Origin of the sequence: Halomonas sp. HL-93, from assembly GCF_900086985.1 — a bacterium.
Taxonomy (GTDB): domain Bacteria; phylum Pseudomonadota; class Gammaproteobacteria; order Pseudomonadales; family Halomonadaceae; genus Vreelandella.
Genome location: NZ_LT593974.1, coordinates 2,876,679 through 2,893,852, shown reverse-complemented (window position 1 = coordinate 2,893,852; position 17,174 = coordinate 2,876,679). Strand labels below are relative to the sequence as shown.

The 17,174-nt window shown below is 57.5% G+C and carries 16 protein-coding genes; 11 read left to right on the top strand and 5 right to left on the bottom strand.

Going from position 1 to position 17,174, the window contains the following annotated elements; genetic code table 11:
* Nucleotides 1-180 precede the first annotated feature (180 nt).
* Together GA0071314_RS13410 and GA0071314_RS13405 are read left to right on the top strand one after the other, a co-directional pair.
* A complete protein-coding gene (locus GA0071314_RS13410) occupies nucleotides 181-1,809 on the top strand; it encodes a PQQ-dependent sugar dehydrogenase (RefSeq protein WP_082934261.1) in 1,629 nt (542 codons plus the stop codon).
* A gap of 69 nt (nucleotides 1,810-1,878) precedes the next feature.
* The gene (locus GA0071314_RS13405) at nucleotides 1,879-2,505 is read left to right on the top strand and encodes an SDR family oxidoreductase (RefSeq protein ID WP_074397115.1); all 627 of its coding nucleotides are present in this window, start codon (nucleotides 1,879-1,881) and stop codon (nucleotides 2,503-2,505) included.
* 25 nt (nucleotides 2,506-2,530) lie between these two features.
* On the opposite strand, the gene GA0071314_RS13400 is transcribed toward GA0071314_RS13405, so the two are convergent.
* Nucleotides 2,531-3,514: an aldo/keto reductase gene (locus GA0071314_RS13400; RefSeq protein ID WP_074397114.1), complete on the bottom strand. Its 984-nt coding sequence runs from the start codon at nucleotides 3,512-3,514 to the stop codon at nucleotides 2,531-2,533.
* Nucleotides 3,515-3,576: 62 nt separating this feature from the next.
* On the opposite strand from GA0071314_RS13400, the gene GA0071314_RS13395 reads away from it, so the two are divergent.
* On the top strand, nucleotides 3,577-4,518 hold the full coding sequence (locus GA0071314_RS13395) for a LysR family transcriptional regulator (protein WP_074397113.1): 942 nt from the start codon (nucleotides 3,577-3,579) through the stop codon (nucleotides 4,516-4,518).
* Between the two features lie 169 nt (nucleotides 4,519-4,687).
* Here GA0071314_RS13395 and GA0071314_RS13390 read toward each other — a convergent pair whose 3' ends face one another.
* The gene (locus GA0071314_RS13390; RefSeq protein ID WP_074397112.1) at nucleotides 4,688-5,458 is read right to left on the bottom strand and encodes an NAD(P)H-dependent oxidoreductase; all 771 of its coding nucleotides are present in this window, start codon (nucleotides 5,456-5,458) and stop codon (nucleotides 4,688-4,690) included.
* Between the two features lie 104 nt (nucleotides 5,459-5,562).
* Between GA0071314_RS13390 and GA0071314_RS13385 the strand changes: the two genes are divergently transcribed.
* The gene (locus tag GA0071314_RS13385; RefSeq protein WP_074397111.1) at nucleotides 5,563-6,462 is read left to right on the top strand and encodes a LysR family transcriptional regulator; all 900 of its coding nucleotides are present in this window, start codon (nucleotides 5,563-5,565) and stop codon (nucleotides 6,460-6,462) included.
* 20 nt (nucleotides 6,463-6,482) lie between these two features.
* Here the strand turns inward: GA0071314_RS13385 and GA0071314_RS13380 are convergent, their stop codons facing one another.
* Nucleotides 6,483-7,385: a LysR family transcriptional regulator gene (locus GA0071314_RS13380; RefSeq protein ID WP_074397110.1), complete on the bottom strand. Its 903-nt coding sequence runs from the start codon at nucleotides 7,383-7,385 to the stop codon at nucleotides 6,483-6,485.
* Between the two features lie 106 nt (nucleotides 7,386-7,491).
* On the opposite strand from GA0071314_RS13380, the gene trpB reads away from it, so the two are divergent.
* The 3 genes from trpB (at nucleotide 7,492) to GA0071314_RS13365 (ending at nucleotide 11,297) form a co-directional block, all read left to right on the top strand.
* A complete protein-coding gene (gene trpB, locus GA0071314_RS13375; protein ID WP_074397109.1) occupies nucleotides 7,492-8,721 on the top strand; it encodes a tryptophan synthase subunit beta in 1,230 nt (409 codons plus the stop codon).
* Between the two features lie 44 nt (nucleotides 8,722-8,765).
* On the top strand, nucleotides 8,766-9,605 hold the full coding sequence (gene trpA / locus GA0071314_RS13370; RefSeq protein WP_074398533.1) for a tryptophan synthase subunit alpha: 840 nt from the start codon (nucleotides 8,766-8,768) through the stop codon (nucleotides 9,603-9,605).
* Nucleotides 9,606-9,803: 198 nt separating this feature from the next.
* Nucleotides 9,804-11,297 (top strand): Fic family protein, encoded by a 1,494-nt coding sequence (locus GA0071314_RS13365; RefSeq protein WP_074397108.1) that lies wholly within the window; start codon nucleotides 9,804-9,806, stop codon nucleotides 11,295-11,297.
* Between the two features lie 68 nt (nucleotides 11,298-11,365).
* Here GA0071314_RS13365 and GA0071314_RS13360 read toward each other — a convergent pair whose 3' ends face one another.
* Together GA0071314_RS13360 and GA0071314_RS13355 are read right to left on the bottom strand one after the other, a co-directional pair.
* Nucleotides 11,366-11,971, bottom strand: a complete 606-nt coding sequence (locus tag GA0071314_RS13360; protein ID WP_074397107.1) for a LysE family translocator — start codon at nucleotides 11,969-11,971, stop codon at nucleotides 11,366-11,368.
* 25 nt (nucleotides 11,972-11,996) lie between these two features.
* Complete coding sequence (locus tag GA0071314_RS13355) at nucleotides 11,997-12,827, bottom strand: helix-turn-helix transcriptional regulator (protein ID WP_074397106.1); 831 nt, start codon at nucleotides 12,825-12,827, stop codon at nucleotides 11,997-11,999.
* 138 nt (nucleotides 12,828-12,965) lie between these two features.
* On the opposite strand from GA0071314_RS13355, the gene GA0071314_RS13350 reads away from it, so the two are divergent.
* The 4 genes from GA0071314_RS13350 (at nucleotide 12,966) to GA0071314_RS13335 (ending at nucleotide 17,172) form a co-directional block, all read left to right on the top strand.
* A complete protein-coding gene (locus GA0071314_RS13350; protein WP_074397105.1) occupies nucleotides 12,966-14,012 on the top strand; it encodes a DUF3541 domain-containing protein in 1,047 nt (348 codons plus the stop codon).
* 50 nt (nucleotides 14,013-14,062) lie between these two features.
* Complete coding sequence (locus GA0071314_RS13345; RefSeq protein ID WP_074397104.1) at nucleotides 14,063-14,383, top strand: hypothetical protein; 321 nt, start codon at nucleotides 14,063-14,065, stop codon at nucleotides 14,381-14,383.
* Between the two features lie 38 nt (nucleotides 14,384-14,421).
* Nucleotides 14,422-15,324 carry a dihydrodipicolinate synthase family protein gene (locus GA0071314_RS13340; RefSeq protein WP_074397103.1) on the top strand — a complete coding sequence of 301 codons (903 nt, stop codon included), beginning with the start codon at nucleotides 14,422-14,424 and terminating at the stop codon, nucleotides 15,322-15,324.
* Nucleotides 15,325-15,549: 225 nt separating this feature from the next.
* The gene (locus GA0071314_RS13335) at nucleotides 15,550-17,172 is read left to right on the top strand and encodes an ABC-F family ATP-binding cassette domain-containing protein (protein WP_074397102.1); all 1,623 of its coding nucleotides are present in this window, start codon (nucleotides 15,550-15,552) and stop codon (nucleotides 17,170-17,172) included.
* Nucleotides 17,173-17,174 lie beyond the last annotated feature (2 nt).

Genomic DNA, 17,174 nt, shown 5'->3' with positions numbered 1-17,174 from the left:
TTATTGAATGTTCATTTAATAACCCTACCCGTTTTCAGTGGCTATTCCAAATTGCCAGCATGTAACATAGTGAGTGTTGAACTGAAGAGAAAAGTCGCTGATCTCACGGGTTTACCCAGAAACTGCTAATCTTGAAATGTTCTTAAACTGCACCGCTTTTTAAGCAAGTTGATATTTAAAATGGCCAAACCAACAGGCGTGGTACCCATCGTTATCCATTTCATTGCTGCCCTGCTGACGGGCGTGGTGCTGGGTAGCGTGGTACAAACACAGTTTAATCTCGCCGCGCTTCGAACGATGGGCGTTAGGATTCCGCTGGAGCAAAGTGTGGCCACTACGCTTCAGGATCTCGCCAGCTTTGCGCCGCTTTATGCACTGCTGTTTGGATTGGGGTTTGTTTTTTCCCAAACCGCGGCTGTGCTGCTTTCCCGATGGCTGGGCGGCAGGTTTCTGGCGCTGTTATGCGCTGGCGGTGCGGCCGTTGGGCTTTGGGCGACGCTATGGCTGGTCAACACCCTGGCGCCGCCGCCCACCTTGATTGCCGCCACGCGCGGCACCGCGGGGCTTATCGCCATGCTGGCAACCGCAGGGGTGGCGGGTTGGCTGTTTGCCCTGCTGCGCCGGCGGGCTGGATACGCCAAGCGCCCGCGCGGCTTTTCCGGTATGGCGCTGGTTCTTGGGGTTGGCAGCTTGGCCGCCGCACTGCCCGGTGTGAGCCAACCGGTTGAGGCCCAGGAAGACCGGTCGTATTACATTGAAACGCTTGCCGATGGGCTTGAACATCCCTGGTCGCTCGCCTTTCTGCCCGATGGGCGCATGCTGGTCACCGAGCGCCCAGGGCGGCTTAGGCTGTTAAGCGGTAAAGGAGAAACAGTGGTGGAATCGCTAAGCGGTGTGCCAGACGTATTTGTTTCTGGCCAGGCGGGCTTATTCGATGTGCGGGTGTCACCGCAGTTTGAAGACGACCAGCAAGTGTATCTTAGCTATGCCTGCGGCAACACTGATGCCAACCACACCTGCCTCGCGAAGGGCACGCTGGCGGAAAACGGCCTGGAAGACGTCAGCGAAATCTTCCGCACTCAACCAGCCAAGCAGGGCGCTGCCCACTTTGGCGGACGCATGGCTTGGCTGGCGGATGGCACGCTGATTCTGACGCTAGGCGATGGCTTTGATTACCGCGAGCAGGCACAGAATCTGGGAAGCCACATCGGCAGCACTGTGCGTCTTAATCCGGATGGCAGCCCGCCCGGTGACAATCCCTTTGCGTTAGCCCATGACGGCGCCCGACCGGAAATTTACAGCTATGGCCACCGCAATGTGCAGGGGGTGGTGTTTGACGACGATAACCAGCGGCTGCTCGCCCACGAGCACGGCCCGCGCGGTGGCGATGAAATCAATATTATCAAAGCAGGTAGCAACTACGGTTGGCCATTGGCGACCGGTGGATTGGATTACACCGGCGCACGGATTTCGCCTTTCACAGAGTACCCAGGCACCGTGTCTCCAGTTCTGGAATGGACACCTTCCATCGCGCCTTCCGGCATGGTGCGCTACACCGGGGAGATGTTCCCCGAGTGGCAAGGCGACTTACTGGTCGGCGCATTGGTGAATAAAGAAGTGCGTCGCGTACGTGTATCCGACAACGGTACCAGCGCCGAAGACGTAGAGGGGCTGTTCGGCGAGCTGGATGAGCGCATCCGCGACGTGCGCGAAGGCCCGGAAGGCGCTATTTACCTGCTCACCGACAGCCCCGAGGGTAGGCTGTTGCGGGTGACTCCCGCCCATGCAACCGAGGCGGGTAATGAATGATTCACCCCGGGTTGAATGTCGTCTTTTTGCCAGCACCTAGTCTGTAGAAGCAACTCACAAGGAGACGTTATGACCACGCTAGTGATTGGCGCGAACGGACAGATTGGCAAGCAGTTTTGCGAGTTGGCCCAGCAGGCAGGTACGCCCATCAAGGCAATGATTCGCAGCGAAAAGCAGGTGCCGTGGTTTAACGAGCGCGGCATCGACACCGTGATTGCCGACCTGGAAGACGATTTCTCACACGCCTTTGAAGGCTGTGACCAGGTAGTATTCACCGCCGGTTCAGGGCCCCACACCGGGCCAGATAAAACCCTGTTGATCGACCTTTATGGAGCCATTCGTGCTGCCGATATCGCCAAGCATAAAGGGCTCTCCCGCTACCTGATGATCAGCGCGATACGCGCCGAGAACCCCATGGAAGCGCCCGAAAAATTGCGCCCCTACATGGCCGCAAAATTCGCCGCCGATGCCCACCTGCGCAGCAGCGGCGTGCCCTACGTGATTCTCAAGCCAGGGCGTTTGACGGATGACGCCGCCAGCCAGCAGTTCGCAAGCTCAATCGACGAGGCAGGCGACAATCAAATCTCCCGCGCCAATGTCGCCCATGCGCTCCACTACGCACTGCAATCCAGTGTTACCAACAAAGAGTTCGCCTTGCTGGATGGAAAGCGGTCGATTGAAGAGATTATCAAGTAGTGCGTTCTCAATGAGCCACAGCCGCTCAGGCGTTAACCCCCTTCATGCCTTCCGGCGTATAACGCTCACCGGTCACCGGAAGGCGCTCGGTGGCCGCTTCAAGCTGTTGCTGCTCGTCGGCGGTTAGGGTGATGGACGCTGCTGCCACATTTTCTTCAAGATAGCGCAGACGCTTGGTGCCTGGAATCGGCACAATGTTATCGCCTTTGGATAGCAGCCAGGCCAGCGACAGCTGCGCTGGGGTGCAGCCTTTTTGAGTAGCCATGTCACCAATCACGTCGGCGATTTGGCGGTTGGCATGCATGGCCTGTTCAGAAAAGCGCGGCAGGTTAGGGCGAAAATCACCTTCGCCAAAGTCGGCATTCTCTTGAAGTTTTCCCGTCAAAAAGCCACGGCCCAGCGGCGAGTAGGGCACGAAGCCGATGCCGAGTTCCTTACAGGTGGGCAGCACATCTTGCTCGACATCCCGCGTCCAGAGCGAATACTCGGTTTGCACCGCGGTTACCGGGTGCACAGCGTGGGCTCTACGAAGGGTCTCTGCACTGACCTCGCAGAGGCCGATATGGGCAATTTTTCCCTCTTTCACCAGTTGGGCGAGTCCTTCCATCGTTTCTTCAATGGGGTTGTCCGGGTTAACGCGGTGGACGTAGTAGAGATCGATTTGCTCGATGCCCAGCCGCCGCAGCGATGCCTCGCAGGCTTGTTGGGCATAGTGGGCGCTACTGTCCAGGCTACGTTGATATTCTCCAGGGTTGCGTACAATGCCAAACTTGGTGGCAATACGCACCTTAGGCTTGTGACTGGCGAGAAAGCGGCCAATCAACTCCTCGTTATGGTGCGGTCCGTACATATCCGCCGTGTCGAAAAAGTCGAGACCCAGCTCTACCGCCCGGGCTAATACCCGCAGCGACTCGCTGTCGTCCCGAGGGCCGTAAAACTCGCTCATCCCCATGCAGCCTAAGCCGATAGCGGAAACGGTTAGATCGTTGCCTAGCGTTCGTTTTTGCATGATGTTTCTCCAGTAATGACGCGATCTTGAGTGGCGCCGTCACAGCGTGGCATTATCCGGTAATGAAAAAAATTAACGAATTAGGTAAGCCAATTTCCGATCATGAAAAACACATGCCGCGTGGCTGGGTATGGGACGACACGCGCACCTTTCTGGCAGTGGCCCGTCACGGCACGCTGAGTGGTGCCGCCGCCGAGCTGAACCTGGGCATCGCCACGCTCTCCCGGCGTATCGAACGGCTGGAAAACGCTTTAAAGCTGCCGCTGTTTGTACGCCAGCAATCGGGCTATCAGCTTACCGAGGAGGGAGCGGGGCTAATCGAGAAAGCCGAAGCCTTGGAGGCTGCAGCGGCGGCCTTTTCCAGCGGGGTTTCCAATGCTGCGCAACTGAGCGGCAGAGTGCGTTTAGCGACCGCTGAAAACCTGGCCACGGCGCTGATTCTGTCCGCATTGCCGCAATTTCATGCGCGGTACCCCGGCATCACGCTTGAACTAGTGACCGATATCACGACCGTCAATCTGCACCGTCGCGACGCCGATTTGGCACTTAGAATGGTTAAGCCCGAGCGGGGCAATGTCACCCTTCGACGCTTGGGTATGCTGGGTTTCGGGCTTTACGCGAGCCCCGACTATGTAGCGCAGCGCAAGGCTCATCGTGACGCAGGCGATTACGACACGGATGCCTTTATCACCTGGGGCGATACGCAAGCGCACTTACCTGCCGCCCAGTGGGTTGAACGGGTTCTACGAGGTCGTGAACCAGCACTGACCACCACATCATTGGCGACCCAGCTAGCAGCGGCCAAAGCGGGGCTGGGGATCGCGGTGCTGCCGCACTTTCTGGCGCTGGAGGCTGAGCTCGTCTGCATCGAGTCCGATATCGGCGTGGATCAGCCCATCTATCTCGTCATCCAGACGGATCTCACCCAATCAGCCCGTACCCGTGCCGTGGCGGATTTTCTGACTGAGCTGGTGGCCAGTAACCGCGATCGCTTGAGTGGGTGATATAGTCACTAAGTCTTCACTTTAACTATACCGAAATGCCCCTATAAAGGTTAAGCACAGCGATAGCTTTATCGCTGCGGCTTCGCCTCGATTCCAAAGCTGCACGTGTTGGCAACATCGTACAGCTATGAATGCTTTGTCTTTATGGTGTTGCTGTCTAAAAAAATGGCTAATGGTCGATGTGGACGGTTAGTCCCTCTTTCCCCACAGCAATATGGTCAGCGAGTATATTTTGCTGGTACTCCCCACCATTTTGCCGCCTGAATGGAATAGGGGGTTCATTAAAAAGATTTTCGAGGCGTAGATGCCAAGCAGCTAGCTCCTTCGCTACGCTGGCTTTAGATAGTTTCCCAGTGCCATACACGGCATGGGTCGGCAGTACATCCATACCCGGAAAAAACAGGGCGCCGTGGGTGATGGGAAATAGCAATTCCTCCAAGGGGCCATTAATACCTCTGGGTGAATAGTCCTCTGCTGGGCCACCCACCATTACCGACAGTAACGCTCGTTTGCCTTTGAGAATACCGTCTCCATAGCGATAACGATTGCCTTCACCTTTGTATCCGTAAGCAAATCCATAGGCGTACACCCGGTCTATCCAGCCTTTGAGAATGGCGGGCATACCAAACCACCACAAAGGAAAGTGGAATATGACGGCATCGGCGGCAAGCAGCTTGTCCTGCTCTGCGGCGACATCCTGCGTCTGCTGGTGAGTGGCATAGGCGTGCTGCGACTCTTGAATAAAGCCTAGCCGGTCAATGTTTATACGGTTGGGGAAATCGTGCTCATCAAACGTCGCTTTCCAGCCCATGCCATATAGGTCTGATTGCAGCACGGTTTGGCCTTGTTGCTCCAGTATTTGTACCGTTTCAGTTACGAACCGACGGGTCAATGATGTGGGCTCTGGGTGCGCATACACAATTAATATGGTTTTGGACACTCTAATGCTCCTACAGGCGAATTTACTTAGTGGATACGCTAGAGATTGTGGGCAAGAATAAGCTATCAATGAAATTAATAGTTTTATGATCTACTATATAAAATATGGATACTAAAAGGCTGGATCTTAATTTGTTGGTGACCTTAGAGGCTTTGCTTGAAGAGCAAAATGTCACGAGAGCCGCCGCACGCTTGCATCTTAGTCAGCCTGCCGTCAGCGCTCAGCTGAGCCGCCTTAGGGATATGTTCAACGACCCGCTGCTCATTCCGGCGCACCGCGGGATGATGCCTACCGCTAAAGCGTTGGAGTTACTTAGCCCACTACGTATTGCACTGGATCAGGTGCGAGAGACACTGATAACGCACCAGCACTTTGAACCTGCCCAAGCGTCGCTGACCATTACGATTGCATGCACCGATTACCTTCAAGCGGTCATGGGATTGGCGGTCATGAAAGAGTTTAGGCGACAAGCACCTGGCATTAGAATCGCCCTACGTAGTCTGGAGCCACCCAGGCTGGAAGCTCAAATGGCACGGGGTGAAGTGGATCTTGCGCTCATGACACCTGAAGAGGCGCCCCAGGTTTTACGAACCAGGCCGCTGTATGATGAGAACTATGTGCTGGTTGGATGCTGGAATCATTCACAGTTAAGTGAGGAAATGACGATTGAAGAGTATGTCCAGCTTGAGCACGTAATCGTTTCGCTCAGCGGGGGCGATTTTTCCACTCAGGTGGATCAGGTCTTAAAAACATTGGGTTATAGGCGCAATGTTGTTCTGTCGACATCTTCATTCCTGTTCATCCCTGAGATTGTTGCTCACTCGCGTTTTGTGGCACTGGTGCCATGGCGTTTAGTTGCCCAACGTTCCGACCTTAAAATTGTTGAATCCCCCATTAAATCACTGGGATTCAAAGTCGGTATGGTGTGGCATGAGCGTAATCATGGTCACAGTGCACATCGTTGGGTGCGTGAGCAAATAGCACGCATCCTTTGCGCGAAATAAACGTTGATCAAGCAGTCATATTAGCAGCAGTCAGTCTCCAACTCCTGCTTGAGCCACTCTGCCAGTGGCTCGCTGCGGCGGCTATCGGCTTGGCTGGGCAACCACAGGCAGAGGCGCGCAGGGGTTTGGATACTTCCCCAGGGGGCCACCAACCTGCCACTTCTCAGGTCGTCTTCCACCAATAGCCGTGGCGCAATGGCGATACCCAGACCCGCCACTGCCGCTTCCATCAAGTAGTAAAGGTGATCGAACCTCTGGCCTTTGCTTAGCGCCGACTCAAGCTGTTCCAGCGCCAGCCCTTTGGCAGCGGCCCACTGTGGCCACGCCTGGGGGCGGGAAGATGTATACAAGAGCTTATTGGAAAGTAGAGAGCCGGGCTTGGTTGCATCGCACTGGGCCGCCAGCGGCGGGCTTGCCACCGCACATATCTGCTCCTCCATCAGCTCGAATACCTCAACACCTGCGGGCCAGGGCGGCTCGGAAAACGCTAGGGTGGCACTGGCGTCCGTCTGTTGGCCGGGCTGCTCGGTGTCACTCACCACCACTTTCAGCTTTAGGTCAGGCAGGTCACGGTGAAGGCGGTCCAGCCTGGGAATTAACCAGCGGGCCAGCAGGCTGCCGGGGCAGGCGAGGGTGAAGGGCGCTTCCTCCACATCACGTTTGAGCGCGGCGCAACTATCACGCAGTTGGGCAAAGGCGTCGCTCAGGCCGCTTTGCAGCTTCTCGCCGTGGGGCGTCAGCACAATGCCACGGCCCGCTTTGGTAAACAGCGCCACGCCAAAATGCTCGTCCAGGCTTCTTAATTGGCGGCTAACGGCGCCGTGTGTAACGCTCAGCTCCTCGGCCGCGGCGGTCACGCTGCCCAGCCGGGCAGTGGCCTCGAAGGCGCGTAAGGCGCTAAGCGGTGGCAGGCTATTGTGCATTGATATGTGACTCCAGCTCACAGGTTGATGACATCTTATCGATTTTTCTCCTCGCCTGCTTGCGCTACTTTGACTGCATTGTTCGATAACGCATTCAGAGGTCGTGATGAATCAACCTATAGACGTATCCCAGAGCCTGCCCGATGCCAACGGGTTATTTGGCAACTTTGGCGGCCGCTTCGTCGCCGAAACCCTGATGCCGCTGATTCTGGAGCTACAAGACGAATACACCACCGCCAAGAACGACCCAGAATTTCAGCGCCAACTGGCCTATTTTCAAGGGGACTACGTCGGGCGGCCCAGCCCGCTTTACTTCGCCGAACGGCTGACCGAGCACTTTGGCGGAGCGAGCATTTATCTCAAGCGCGAAGAGCTTAATCACACCGGCGCGCACAAGATCAACAACTGCATCGGCCAGGTGCTGCTGGCCAAGCAGATGGGCAAAAAGCGCATCATCGCCGAAACCGGCGCGGGGATGCACGGCGTGGCCACCGCCACTGTAGCAGCGCGGTTTGGTTTGCCGTGTGTGATCTACATGGGCACGACGGACATCGAGCGCCAGCAGACCAACGTGTTCCGCATGAAGCTGCTGGGCGCGGAGATCGTCCCTGTCACCTCCGGCACCGGCACGCTCAAGGATGCCATGAACGAAGCGCTGCGTGACTGGGTCACCAACGTCGACGACACCTTCTACATCATCGGCACCGTGGCCGGGCCGCACCCGTACCCGGCTATGGTGCGTGACTTCCAGGCAGTAATCGGCCACGAAACCCGCGCCCAGATGCTGGAAAAGCACGGCCGCCTGCCGGATTCGCTGGTGGCCTGCGTGGGCGGCGGCTCGAACGCCATTGGGCTGTTCTACCCGTTCCTGGATGACCCGGACGTTCACATGATCGGTGTGGAAGCGGGCGGCAAGGGTGTCAAAAGCGGCCTGCACGCCGCCAGCCTGAACGGTGGCACGCCGGGTGTGCTGCACGGCAATCGCACTTACCTGCTGCAAAACGAAGACGGCCAGATTACCGACGCTCACTCGATCTCCGCCGGGCTGGATTACCCCGGCATCGGGCCCGAGCACGCCTGGTTGCATGAGCAGAAGCGGGTCGAGTACGTCTCGGCCACCGATGACGAGGCGCTGGAGGCCTTCCAGATTTGCTGCCGCAAGGAAGGCATCATTCCTGCCCTGGAAACCGCCCATGCGTTGGCAGAAGTCGCTAAACGCGCCCCCAGTCTGCCCCGTGAGCACTTGATGGTGGTCAACCTGAGTGGCCGTGGCGACAAGGACATGACGAGCGTCGCCCATCACCTTGGCGATAAATTCGGAGTGAAAAACGTATGAGTGCGATCCAGGACAACGCGATGAACACTATCGTGAATCAAACCATGCACAACCCCACGCGTCTCGAACACTGCTTTAGCACACTCAAGCAGCAAAACCGCCCGGCACTGATCAGCTACCTGACCGCCGGCGACCCGGATGCCGACACCTCGCGCCGCCTGCTCCACGGACTGCCCGCCGCCGGGGTGGATATCATCGAGCTGGGCATGCCGTTCAGCGACCCCATGGCCGATGGCCCCGCCATTCAAAAGGCGGCCCAGCGCGCCCTGAACAACGGCCAGACCCAGGCCAAAACGCTGGACATGGTGCGCACTTTCCGCGAACAGGACAGCACCACGCCGATTGTGCTCATGGGTTACTACAATCCCATTTACCGCTACGGCGTTGAGCGCTTCTTGACCGATGCCGCCCGTGCCGGGGTAGACGGCCTGATCGTGGTGGATCTGCCCCCCGAACACGACGAAGAACTCTGCCAGCCCGCGTTTCGACACGGCATCGACTTTATACGCCTGGCCACCCCGACTACCGATGCCAAGCGCCTGCCCAGGGTGCTGGCGAACGCCTCCGGGTTTATCTACTACGTCTCCGTGGCGGGCGTCACCGGCGGCAACGCCCCCACGCCGGAACGGCTGGAAAGCTCGGTTTCGCGACTGCGGAAAGATACCGAGCTGCCCATCGCCGTTGGCTTCGGCATCCGCACCGCCGAACAGGCCGCCATCATTGGTAGATACAGCGATGCGGTAGTAGTGGGTTCTGCGCTTGTTGATTGTATCGAAAAGGCCAGCACGCCTGATGAAGCCGTTGAGCGAGTACACGGTTTGGTCAGTGATCTGGCGGAAAGCGTCAGAGGGTGCAGGGAGGTTGAAGAGACGGTGAGCAGTTAAAAGTGGAGATGGAATAAGTGCAAAAGAGCAGGTGATGAACGCCTGCTCTTTTTTATCTGATCAGCTTCCAAGCTGCGACATGAAGCTGCCTGCTCTCTATTTGCGTTGCAGTAGGTTAATAAAAAATCGTATTTTTATTGATTACTGAACATTTCTTTGTTGAAGTGAATAAAATGTTTTGATTTGAGGCGTTTTGTGATGAAGCCAGTAGGTTATGCGTACCTGCACGAGCATTTGGCGCTGGGGGTATGTCCACCCGTTTACCCTGCACGGGTGCGCCCAGTCACACGCATTATGTCTATGGAGAAGGAAATAGCAGTACCTGCCGGGCGTGCGCCAGAAACGTCATTGCTCGACCATCTTCTTTTCGCACTTAAACACGAAGGTATCGATCTCGCCATTCTGGCGGGCGCATTGCCACATTTGCCCATAGAAGCGCTTCAAAACGCCTTGCAAGCCTCGCCAAACGGCATCTATTTAAGAAAATTAGGCTTTTTGTATGAAGCCTTCGTAAAGCGCTTGCCGTTCGATATAGCCGTCAGTGGCCGAGCAGTGCCTTTGTTCGACCCAGAACGCTATATTACCGGCCCTGCAGTACGTGACAGCCGTTGGCGGATTGACTTTAACGGGCTAGGAACACTTGATTATTGTGCAACCGTGAGGCGTACGCCAGAAATTGCTGCACTACTTGAAGAAGATATTCTCACCCAAGCCGCTACCTTCATGGCCTCGTTGCCCCCCGGTATGCTGGACCGCGCAATTCAGTGGGCCTATCTCAGTGAAACCCAATCTTCGTTTGCCATTGAGCGAGAATCGCCGTCGCAAGATAAGCAGCAGCGCTTCATGCAGCTACTCCGTCAGGCACACGAGCGCAAGCTGCTGACTGAAGAATACTTTGTTGAATTGCAGAATAGCACCATCAGTAATCCTTTCGACAAAGCAATGGCATTTCGCCATGAGCAAAACTATCTACATAACGGGTTGCCCGGCGCATTAGGCGTCAGCTATTTACCGCCACCGCCGGATCTTTGTAATCAATTAATGGGCGCATTGATGACCTGGGCGAACCAACTCCCAGACAGCGATTCGTCTGAGGCTGTGCCAGCGCTGGTAGCTTCAGCGATACTGTCCTTTGGTTTTGTTTTTTTGCATCCCTTCATGGATGGCAACGGGCGCATATCACGTTTTCTGATTCACCATACACTCTGCCGAATGGATGGCCTCCCCCACGATAATCTGCTGCCTATTTCGGTTGCCATGAGGCGTTATGAAGCTGATTACTTAGCAGCACTAGAAGCGTTTTCAAGGCCAGCTCGTGAGCATTGGCGAGTAAGTTGGATAGATGCCGATCAGTATAATTTTGAGTATCTGGGGCTCGATGCGCTCTATCGCTATTGGGATGCCACAAACGCCGTGGCTTTTACATTGAAAATGGCAAAAGTAGCGCTGGAAGAGGAATTGAAAGCAGAAACACGCTACCTTGCTTGTTTTGACCGAGTATATGCAGCAGTGGATGCGAATTTCGATATACGTGGAAGTGATTTAGCCCGTCTAGTGATGATGTGCCTAAGTAACGAGGGGCGCCTCTCAAACAACCGGCGTAAGCAGTTCCGCTACCAAGTGCCTGAAGAGGTGCTGGACGCTATCGAGGCAGAAGCACAGGAGGTGCTTGAAGAGTACAAAGACCAGTAACACCGGCGGAAGCAGAACTAGCTGAAAGTACAGAATTTGGCATGCAAGTCTTGTACTTAGGTATCGGCTTAGGGCACCAACGGCCGCCACACATGCTCGTAGCCGATCGACACGGAGACGGCAACCAGCAAGCCCGCCATCAGCCAGTTAAAGCCCTTCACCACCCGTGTGCTTTTAATGCGCTCACCCACCAGGCTACCGATGACCACATAGCTGCCGGGGGCGCCCGCCGCCATGGCGGACAGCCCCAGCGCCCAGACCACTAGGCTTGCGCCCTGAATATCCGCCGGCGGGAACTGAAGGGTGGCAATGGGCAGGGTCGCGACGATGGCCTTCGGGTTGAGCAACTGCATCACCAGCCCATCGCGAAAGTTCAGCAGGCGCGGTGCATGGTCAGGCTCGCCCAAATCCGCGTTGGCGCGGGCGACTTTGAAGGCCAAGTACACAATGTAGCTACAGCCCAGCGCACTCACTATGATGAGCGCGCTACCGCTGATCCAGGCAGCTCCCGCCCAGCCCAACACCAGCAGGTAAACAAGCATTGCCATTCCCACGCCCAGGCAAAACCCGACCGACTGTTTAGCCTGGCCATTGATGCCGACATTCAGGCCGAGCAGATTCACAGGCCCAGGGGTGTACATGACGCCCAGGGCATAGGCGACGATTGCTAACATGTTGGAACCTCAAAGTTGGGTAGGGCTAACGCGTGATATCGCGCTGGTATTGGTGGGGCGTCATGCCATAGATACGCTTGAAGCGGCGATTAAAATGGCTAAAGTCGGCAAACCCAAACCGCAACGCCACCTCATTCAGCGGCGCCCCCTGATCCAGCGCCGCGCGGGCCGCATTGATCCGGCAGTTAATCACGTACTGGTGAGGCGTCATGCCGTAGTGTTGCCGAAACAGCCGCAAAAAATGGTACTTGGATAAATGCGCGGCCTGGCTGATGTCGTCCAGCGACATATCCGTTTCCAGATGCGCGTGGATATACGCCTTAGCAAGGTCCAGCAGGGCATCAGGGCGATGGGTTACGCGGCGCTCCTGAACGTGGCCGCCTAGCTGAACGGTGCGCTCAATCACTTGGTAAAGCGCATTCTCCTGGTCGATACAGCTACCGGACTGCGTGGACACCAAACGCGCCAGTTCCAAAATGGCATGGCGCAGGCGAGCATCCTGAATCAGCGTTTGATTGGAACGGAAGGCACCCGCGCTTTCGCGGCCAAGCACCTCTGCAAACAGCGGCCTCACCTGTTCCGGGTGGGCATACACCATCAGGTAATCGAGCGCTTGTGCGCCGCCCGAATGGCCGTCGTGGACTTCCTCCGGGTTAAACAAAATCACATTGCCTGGGGGGCTACGGTGAAATTGCCCGCCGCTGAAAAAATCCTGACGCCCGGCCAGCGTAACGCCAAAGGCATACTCCTCATGGGCATGCGGGTCGTAACTGAAATCCTCAATGCCCGCCTTCAGCACCGTGAGCGTAGGCACATGATGACTTTTGAAGAACTCAAACCGGCTGGCGTTACTCATGCCGACTCCCCTGATGAAACCTTACTTGATGAAGTACAGCCTTAGCTTATGCCGACAATGTCGCCGATGCTTGTACATAATTGCTCATCGACTGTGCGTTGATGGCCTATTGTTAGTGAACACCACCAAGGATTCGGTATGGGAAAGCTCTTTTCACTAATGATTGCGCTGGTGCTGGCCGGCTGCGCCGCCATCCAGCCGTATGATGAACGTGACGTCCAGCGCGATGCTGGTCTGGCCATCCAAGAAGTTTACGAGGGGGCGTTGCCGACGCTGTCCGAGGACAAGCAGCGCCACTTTGCCCAGCGTCTCTACCGTCTGACGGGCGAGCAGCGCTGGCGGGCCCTCAATCGCGCCTACGGCGAGCGTCTACTGGCGCGACTTGAGGAGGACATCGTCGGCCTGGCCGAGCCCCGGTACGCGGCCGCCCGCAGCCGGGCGATCGTTGCCGACTACTCGCAGAGCTCGGCCAAGCAGCGCGCCCGACGCGCCATGCTAGGTGAGTGGGGTGAGATTCCCTTCGCACGGGGGCTGCTGTTCCGCCTCGTCCAGGCCGAATACCACGGCCTGCTACCGACCATTGAAGACCACGAGCGGGCGCTGGACTACCAGGCAGAGGTCGAATGGGCCGCCTTCCTGACCGACCCTTCGGTGATCGGGATTTACGCTGCTCAAGTGGCCAACTATGCGTACTTCCTGCACCAGCTCGGCGTGATGGACCTGCGCCGGGAGGTGGAAGCGGCCTTCCGACGTCACTACCCGCCCGAGCGAGTCGCCGAGCTCGACGACGCCGAGTACCATAACTGGCTCTATGGCCTGACCCACTTCGTCATCGCTGACAGCCGCTACTACCAGCGGAAGGTAGACCCGGAAGCGCACGCTTGGGTGCTGGAAGCGCTGGCGCGGGAGGCGGATAACATCCTGGCCCGGGCCACGGCCGACATCCAAGCCGAGGTGGCGTTGGTCTTCCTGCTGGCCGGCCGCGAGGACCACCCACTGGTGGGCCAGGTGCGCGAGGCGCTGGTGGCGGCGATAGACCCTGCCAGCGGCATCATCCCCTCGTCCTCGGGGGGAGTCGGGCTGGCGGGTGGAGAACACCGCAACGTTCTGGCGATCATGGTGTTACGCTGGCCGGGCCGCCTGCATCCCGGCCCCGACCTCTCGGATGAGGTGGGCGGGCGCTGAAAGCCCTGACGCCCAGCGTGATGCCAAACGCATACTCTTGAGGATTTTGCATGGGAAAGCTCTTTGCACTGATTGTACTGGTAGCGCTTGGTTACGCTGGCATTTACTTTTATTACGGCGTTGCCGTACAGCAGGAAGTTGAGCAGCAACTGGAGGATCGCGGGCTATCGTCTATCAGTGTCGATGATGTGACGTACGGGCTGACGACGCCGATCAGTACCTCAGCCAATATCGCCATCACCGTCACCTACCGCGGCGCTCAAGCGACCGTGGATATGGCCGTGCAGGGCCACCCGGTGTTCTCTGACGAAGTCAGTGTCGAGTTTGACGGCCTACAGGCGCTGCGTCTGGGTATCAGCTTCGGGCAGTAGGGCAACAACCGCCAGCCACTTCAAAAGGATCATTCCTCATGTTTACCGGCCTAAGCGCATTTCCGCTAACCCCCATGAACGAACAGGGCATTAACGAGCATGAGTTTGCTCGCTTAGTGGCGCGCCTGGCGGAAGCAGGCGTGGACTCCATCGGCGTGCTGGGCTCGACGGGCAATTATGCTTATCTAAGCAGTGACGAGCGCGCCCGGATGGTCAAGCTGGGTGTGGAAAGCGCCGCCAAGGTGCCCGTCATCGCCGGTATTGGCGCGCTACGCACCCGCGATGTGCTGGTCAACGCCGAAAACGCCCAGCAAGCGGGCGCAAGCGGCGTACTGCTGGCGCCGGTGTCGTATCAAACGCTCACCGATGAAGAAGTGTTTAGCCTGTACCAGACGGTCTGCCGCTCGCTGAGCGTGCCGCTCTGCGTGTACGACAACCCCGGCACCACGCATTTTAATTTCAGCGACGAGCTGCACGGGCGCATTGCCGAGCTGCCCCAGGTGCGCTCGATCAAAATTCCGCCAGTGCAGAACGACCTTGCCGCTGCCAAGGCACGCGTGGCAGGGCTGCGGGCGTTAATCCCCAGCGACGTGACCATCGGCATCAGCGGCGACTCCGCCGCCGCCACCGGGTTACTCGCCGGGTGCGATGCCTGGTACTCGGTGATCGGCGGGCTATACCCGGACATGGCGCTGGCGCTCACCCGCGCCGCCCAGGCAGGCGATACCGAGCAAGCGATGGCCCGCTCTCGAGCACTCGAGCCGCTATGGGCGCTCTACCGTGATTACGGCGGCAGCCTGCGGGTCGCTGCCACCATTGCGGAACTCACCGGGAAGGTCAGCCAGCCCTGTTTGCCCCAGCCGCTACAAACCCTGCAAGGTGAGGCTCGGAGAAGAGTGGAAACTGTTATTGATGAGCTTTCGTTAAGTGGGTGCCGTTAAACAGACAGTTGGCTCGCTATGAAACTGTCAATTTACTTGGCCTGGAACTTGGTGAAAGCTACCGCGCGATGATCTTGCCGACTCCCTATCGTTATTTGTATCATTGAAAGCCTTTCCACGAAGAGGTAGTTGTCCAATGAGCCATTGATGCCCGCCGTTGCAATGACGGCCAGTCTCCATTAGCCCCTGACCCAGGGGGAGAACTCGGCATCGCTGGAATCAACTATGACCACTACCCCTCTCACCTTAAAGGGTGTCTCCTACGTTTTGCCGGATGGCAGAACGCTTTTTACCGACCTTTATGAGCAGTTCGATACGCGGCCCACGGGGCTGGTTGGGCGCAATGGTATCGGCAAAACAGTCTTGGCCCAAATCCTCGCGGGGCTGGTGACACCGACCACCGGGCACTGTCAGCGCCCAAACAAAGTTCACTACCTTGCCCAGCAAGTGGCCCAGCCGGAGGGTTCCTCAGTCGCTGACCTCGCGGGTGTGCGCACGACGCTGGATGCGCTGGCACGCATCGAGGCTGGCAGTACGGCGTCAGAGGATTTTGAGGCAGTCGATGACCGTTGGGATTTGCCTCAGCGGTTCCGCCATGAGCTTGATCGTAATGGCTTGAGCTATCTTGAGGCCGCCACACCGGCCAGCACACTGAGCGGTGGGGAAGCCATGCGGGTTGCCTTAATGGGCGCCATGCTCTCGAATGCCGATTTCCTTGTTCTTGATGAGCCAAGCAACCATCTCGACCGGCCAAACCGACAAGCGCTCATCGAACAGCTGCAACGCTGGCCGCGTGGACTGATCGTGGTCAGTCATGACCGGCAACTACTGGAATCCATGGCGCGCATTGTGGAGCTTTCCCCCTTTGGGCTACATAGCTATGGGGGCAACTACACCTTCTATGCGGAAGCGAAAGCCCACGAGCAGCAAACTGCGATTGACCAACTCAATCAACATAAGCTGGAGCGCCAACGCCAGGAGCGGGCGATGCGCAAGCAGCGTGAACGCCAGGAGAAACGGCACGCCCGTGGTAAACGGCAGGGCAAGGAAGCCAATCAGGCCAAGTCGATACTGGATGGTCAGAAAGAGCGCAGCGAGAACTCCGCCGGTGCATTGCGACAAAAGCAGGCGGCCAGCCGTGATCAGCTTAACCAGCGTGTGCTGGAAGCCGCAAAGCAGGTTGAAGACCAGGCGCACATCACCCTGCATGAGATCCCCGTCAATCAGGTTGCCAAGCGCTGTTTGGCAGAATTGGAGAGGGTAGAGCTACCGTTCGTCATGGGAGCCACTCGTCACATTAGCCTACTGCTAAGAGGGCCGCAGCGCATCGGTATCGTTGGCCCCAACGGCTGTGGTAAGTCAACGCTGCTCCGAGTAATTGCGGGCCAGATTGAGCCATTATCTGGAACCTGCAAGGTGACCCCTGAAAGGGCTTATCTCGATCAGCGGCTGGAGAATCTTGAGCCGGAAAAAACCGTGCTCGAACAGCTGCAACTGGCTAACCGCTCCACAACGGAGGGTGAGCTGCGCATGCTACTGGCCCAATTAGGCCTGGACGCGCAGAAGATCACCACACCCAGCGGGCTACTAAGCGGGGGTGAACGCCTGAAAGGAGCACTGGCCTGCATCCTCTACGCCGATTCGCCCCCGCAATTGTTGCTGCTCGACGAGCCCAATAACCACCTCGACCTGCCATCGGCACAGGCACTGGAAACCCTGCTGCGCAGTTACCAAGGTGCGTTAGTGGTGGTATCCCATGACGATGCCTTTCTGGAAAACCTCGCCCTGACAGACCGCCTGCTGGCAACCGAACAAGGGTGGCATTTGGAGCCGATGGACTACCACTAAGA

What these genes read in the sequence shown, in the direction of transcription:
- GA0071314_RS13335 (WP_074397102.1), top strand. Translation starts at nt 15,550, where the DNA reads ATGACCACTACCCCTCTCACCTTAAAGGGTGTCTCCTACGTTTTGCCG.
- trpA (WP_074398533.1), top strand. Translation starts at nt 8,766, where the DNA reads ATGCACAACCCCACGCGTCTCGAACACTGCTTTAGCACACTCAAGCAG.
- GA0071314_RS13345 (WP_074397104.1), top strand. Translation starts at nt 14,063, where the DNA reads ATGGGAAAGCTCTTTGCACTGATTGTACTGGTAGCGCTTGGTTACGCT.
- GA0071314_RS13405 (WP_074397115.1), top strand. Translation starts at nt 1,879, where the DNA reads ATGACCACGCTAGTGATTGGCGCGAACGGACAGATTGGCAAGCAGTTT.
- GA0071314_RS13360 (WP_074397107.1), bottom strand. Translation starts at nt 11,971, where the DNA reads ATGTTAGCAATCGTCGCCTATGCCCTGGGCGTCATGTACACCCCTGGG.
- GA0071314_RS13395 (WP_074397113.1), top strand. Translation starts at nt 3,577, where the DNA reads ATGAAAAAAATTAACGAATTAGGTAAGCCAATTTCCGATCATGAAAAA.
- GA0071314_RS13355 (WP_074397106.1), bottom strand. Translation starts at nt 12,827, where the DNA reads ATGAGTAACGCCAGCCGGTTTGAGTTCTTCAAAAGTCATCATGTGCCT.
- trpB (WP_074397109.1), top strand. Translation starts at nt 7,492, where the DNA reads ATGAATCAACCTATAGACGTATCCCAGAGCCTGCCCGATGCCAACGGG.
- GA0071314_RS13350 (WP_074397105.1), top strand. Translation starts at nt 12,966, where the DNA reads ATGGGAAAGCTCTTTTCACTAATGATTGCGCTGGTGCTGGCCGGCTGC.
- GA0071314_RS13400 (WP_074397114.1), bottom strand. Translation starts at nt 3,514, where the DNA reads ATGCAAAAACGAACGCTAGGCAACGATCTAACCGTTTCCGCTATCGGC.
- GA0071314_RS13385 (WP_074397111.1), top strand. Translation starts at nt 5,563, where the DNA reads ATGGATACTAAAAGGCTGGATCTTAATTTGTTGGTGACCTTAGAGGCT.
- GA0071314_RS13365 (WP_074397108.1), top strand. Translation starts at nt 9,804, where the DNA reads ATGAAGCCAGTAGGTTATGCGTACCTGCACGAGCATTTGGCGCTGGGG.
- GA0071314_RS13340 (WP_074397103.1), top strand. Translation starts at nt 14,422, where the DNA reads ATGTTTACCGGCCTAAGCGCATTTCCGCTAACCCCCATGAACGAACAG.
- GA0071314_RS13380 (WP_074397110.1), bottom strand. Translation starts at nt 7,385, where the DNA reads ATGCACAATAGCCTGCCACCGCTTAGCGCCTTACGCGCCTTCGAGGCC.
- GA0071314_RS13410 (WP_082934261.1), top strand. Translation starts at nt 181, where the DNA reads ATGGCCAAACCAACAGGCGTGGTACCCATCGTTATCCATTTCATTGCT.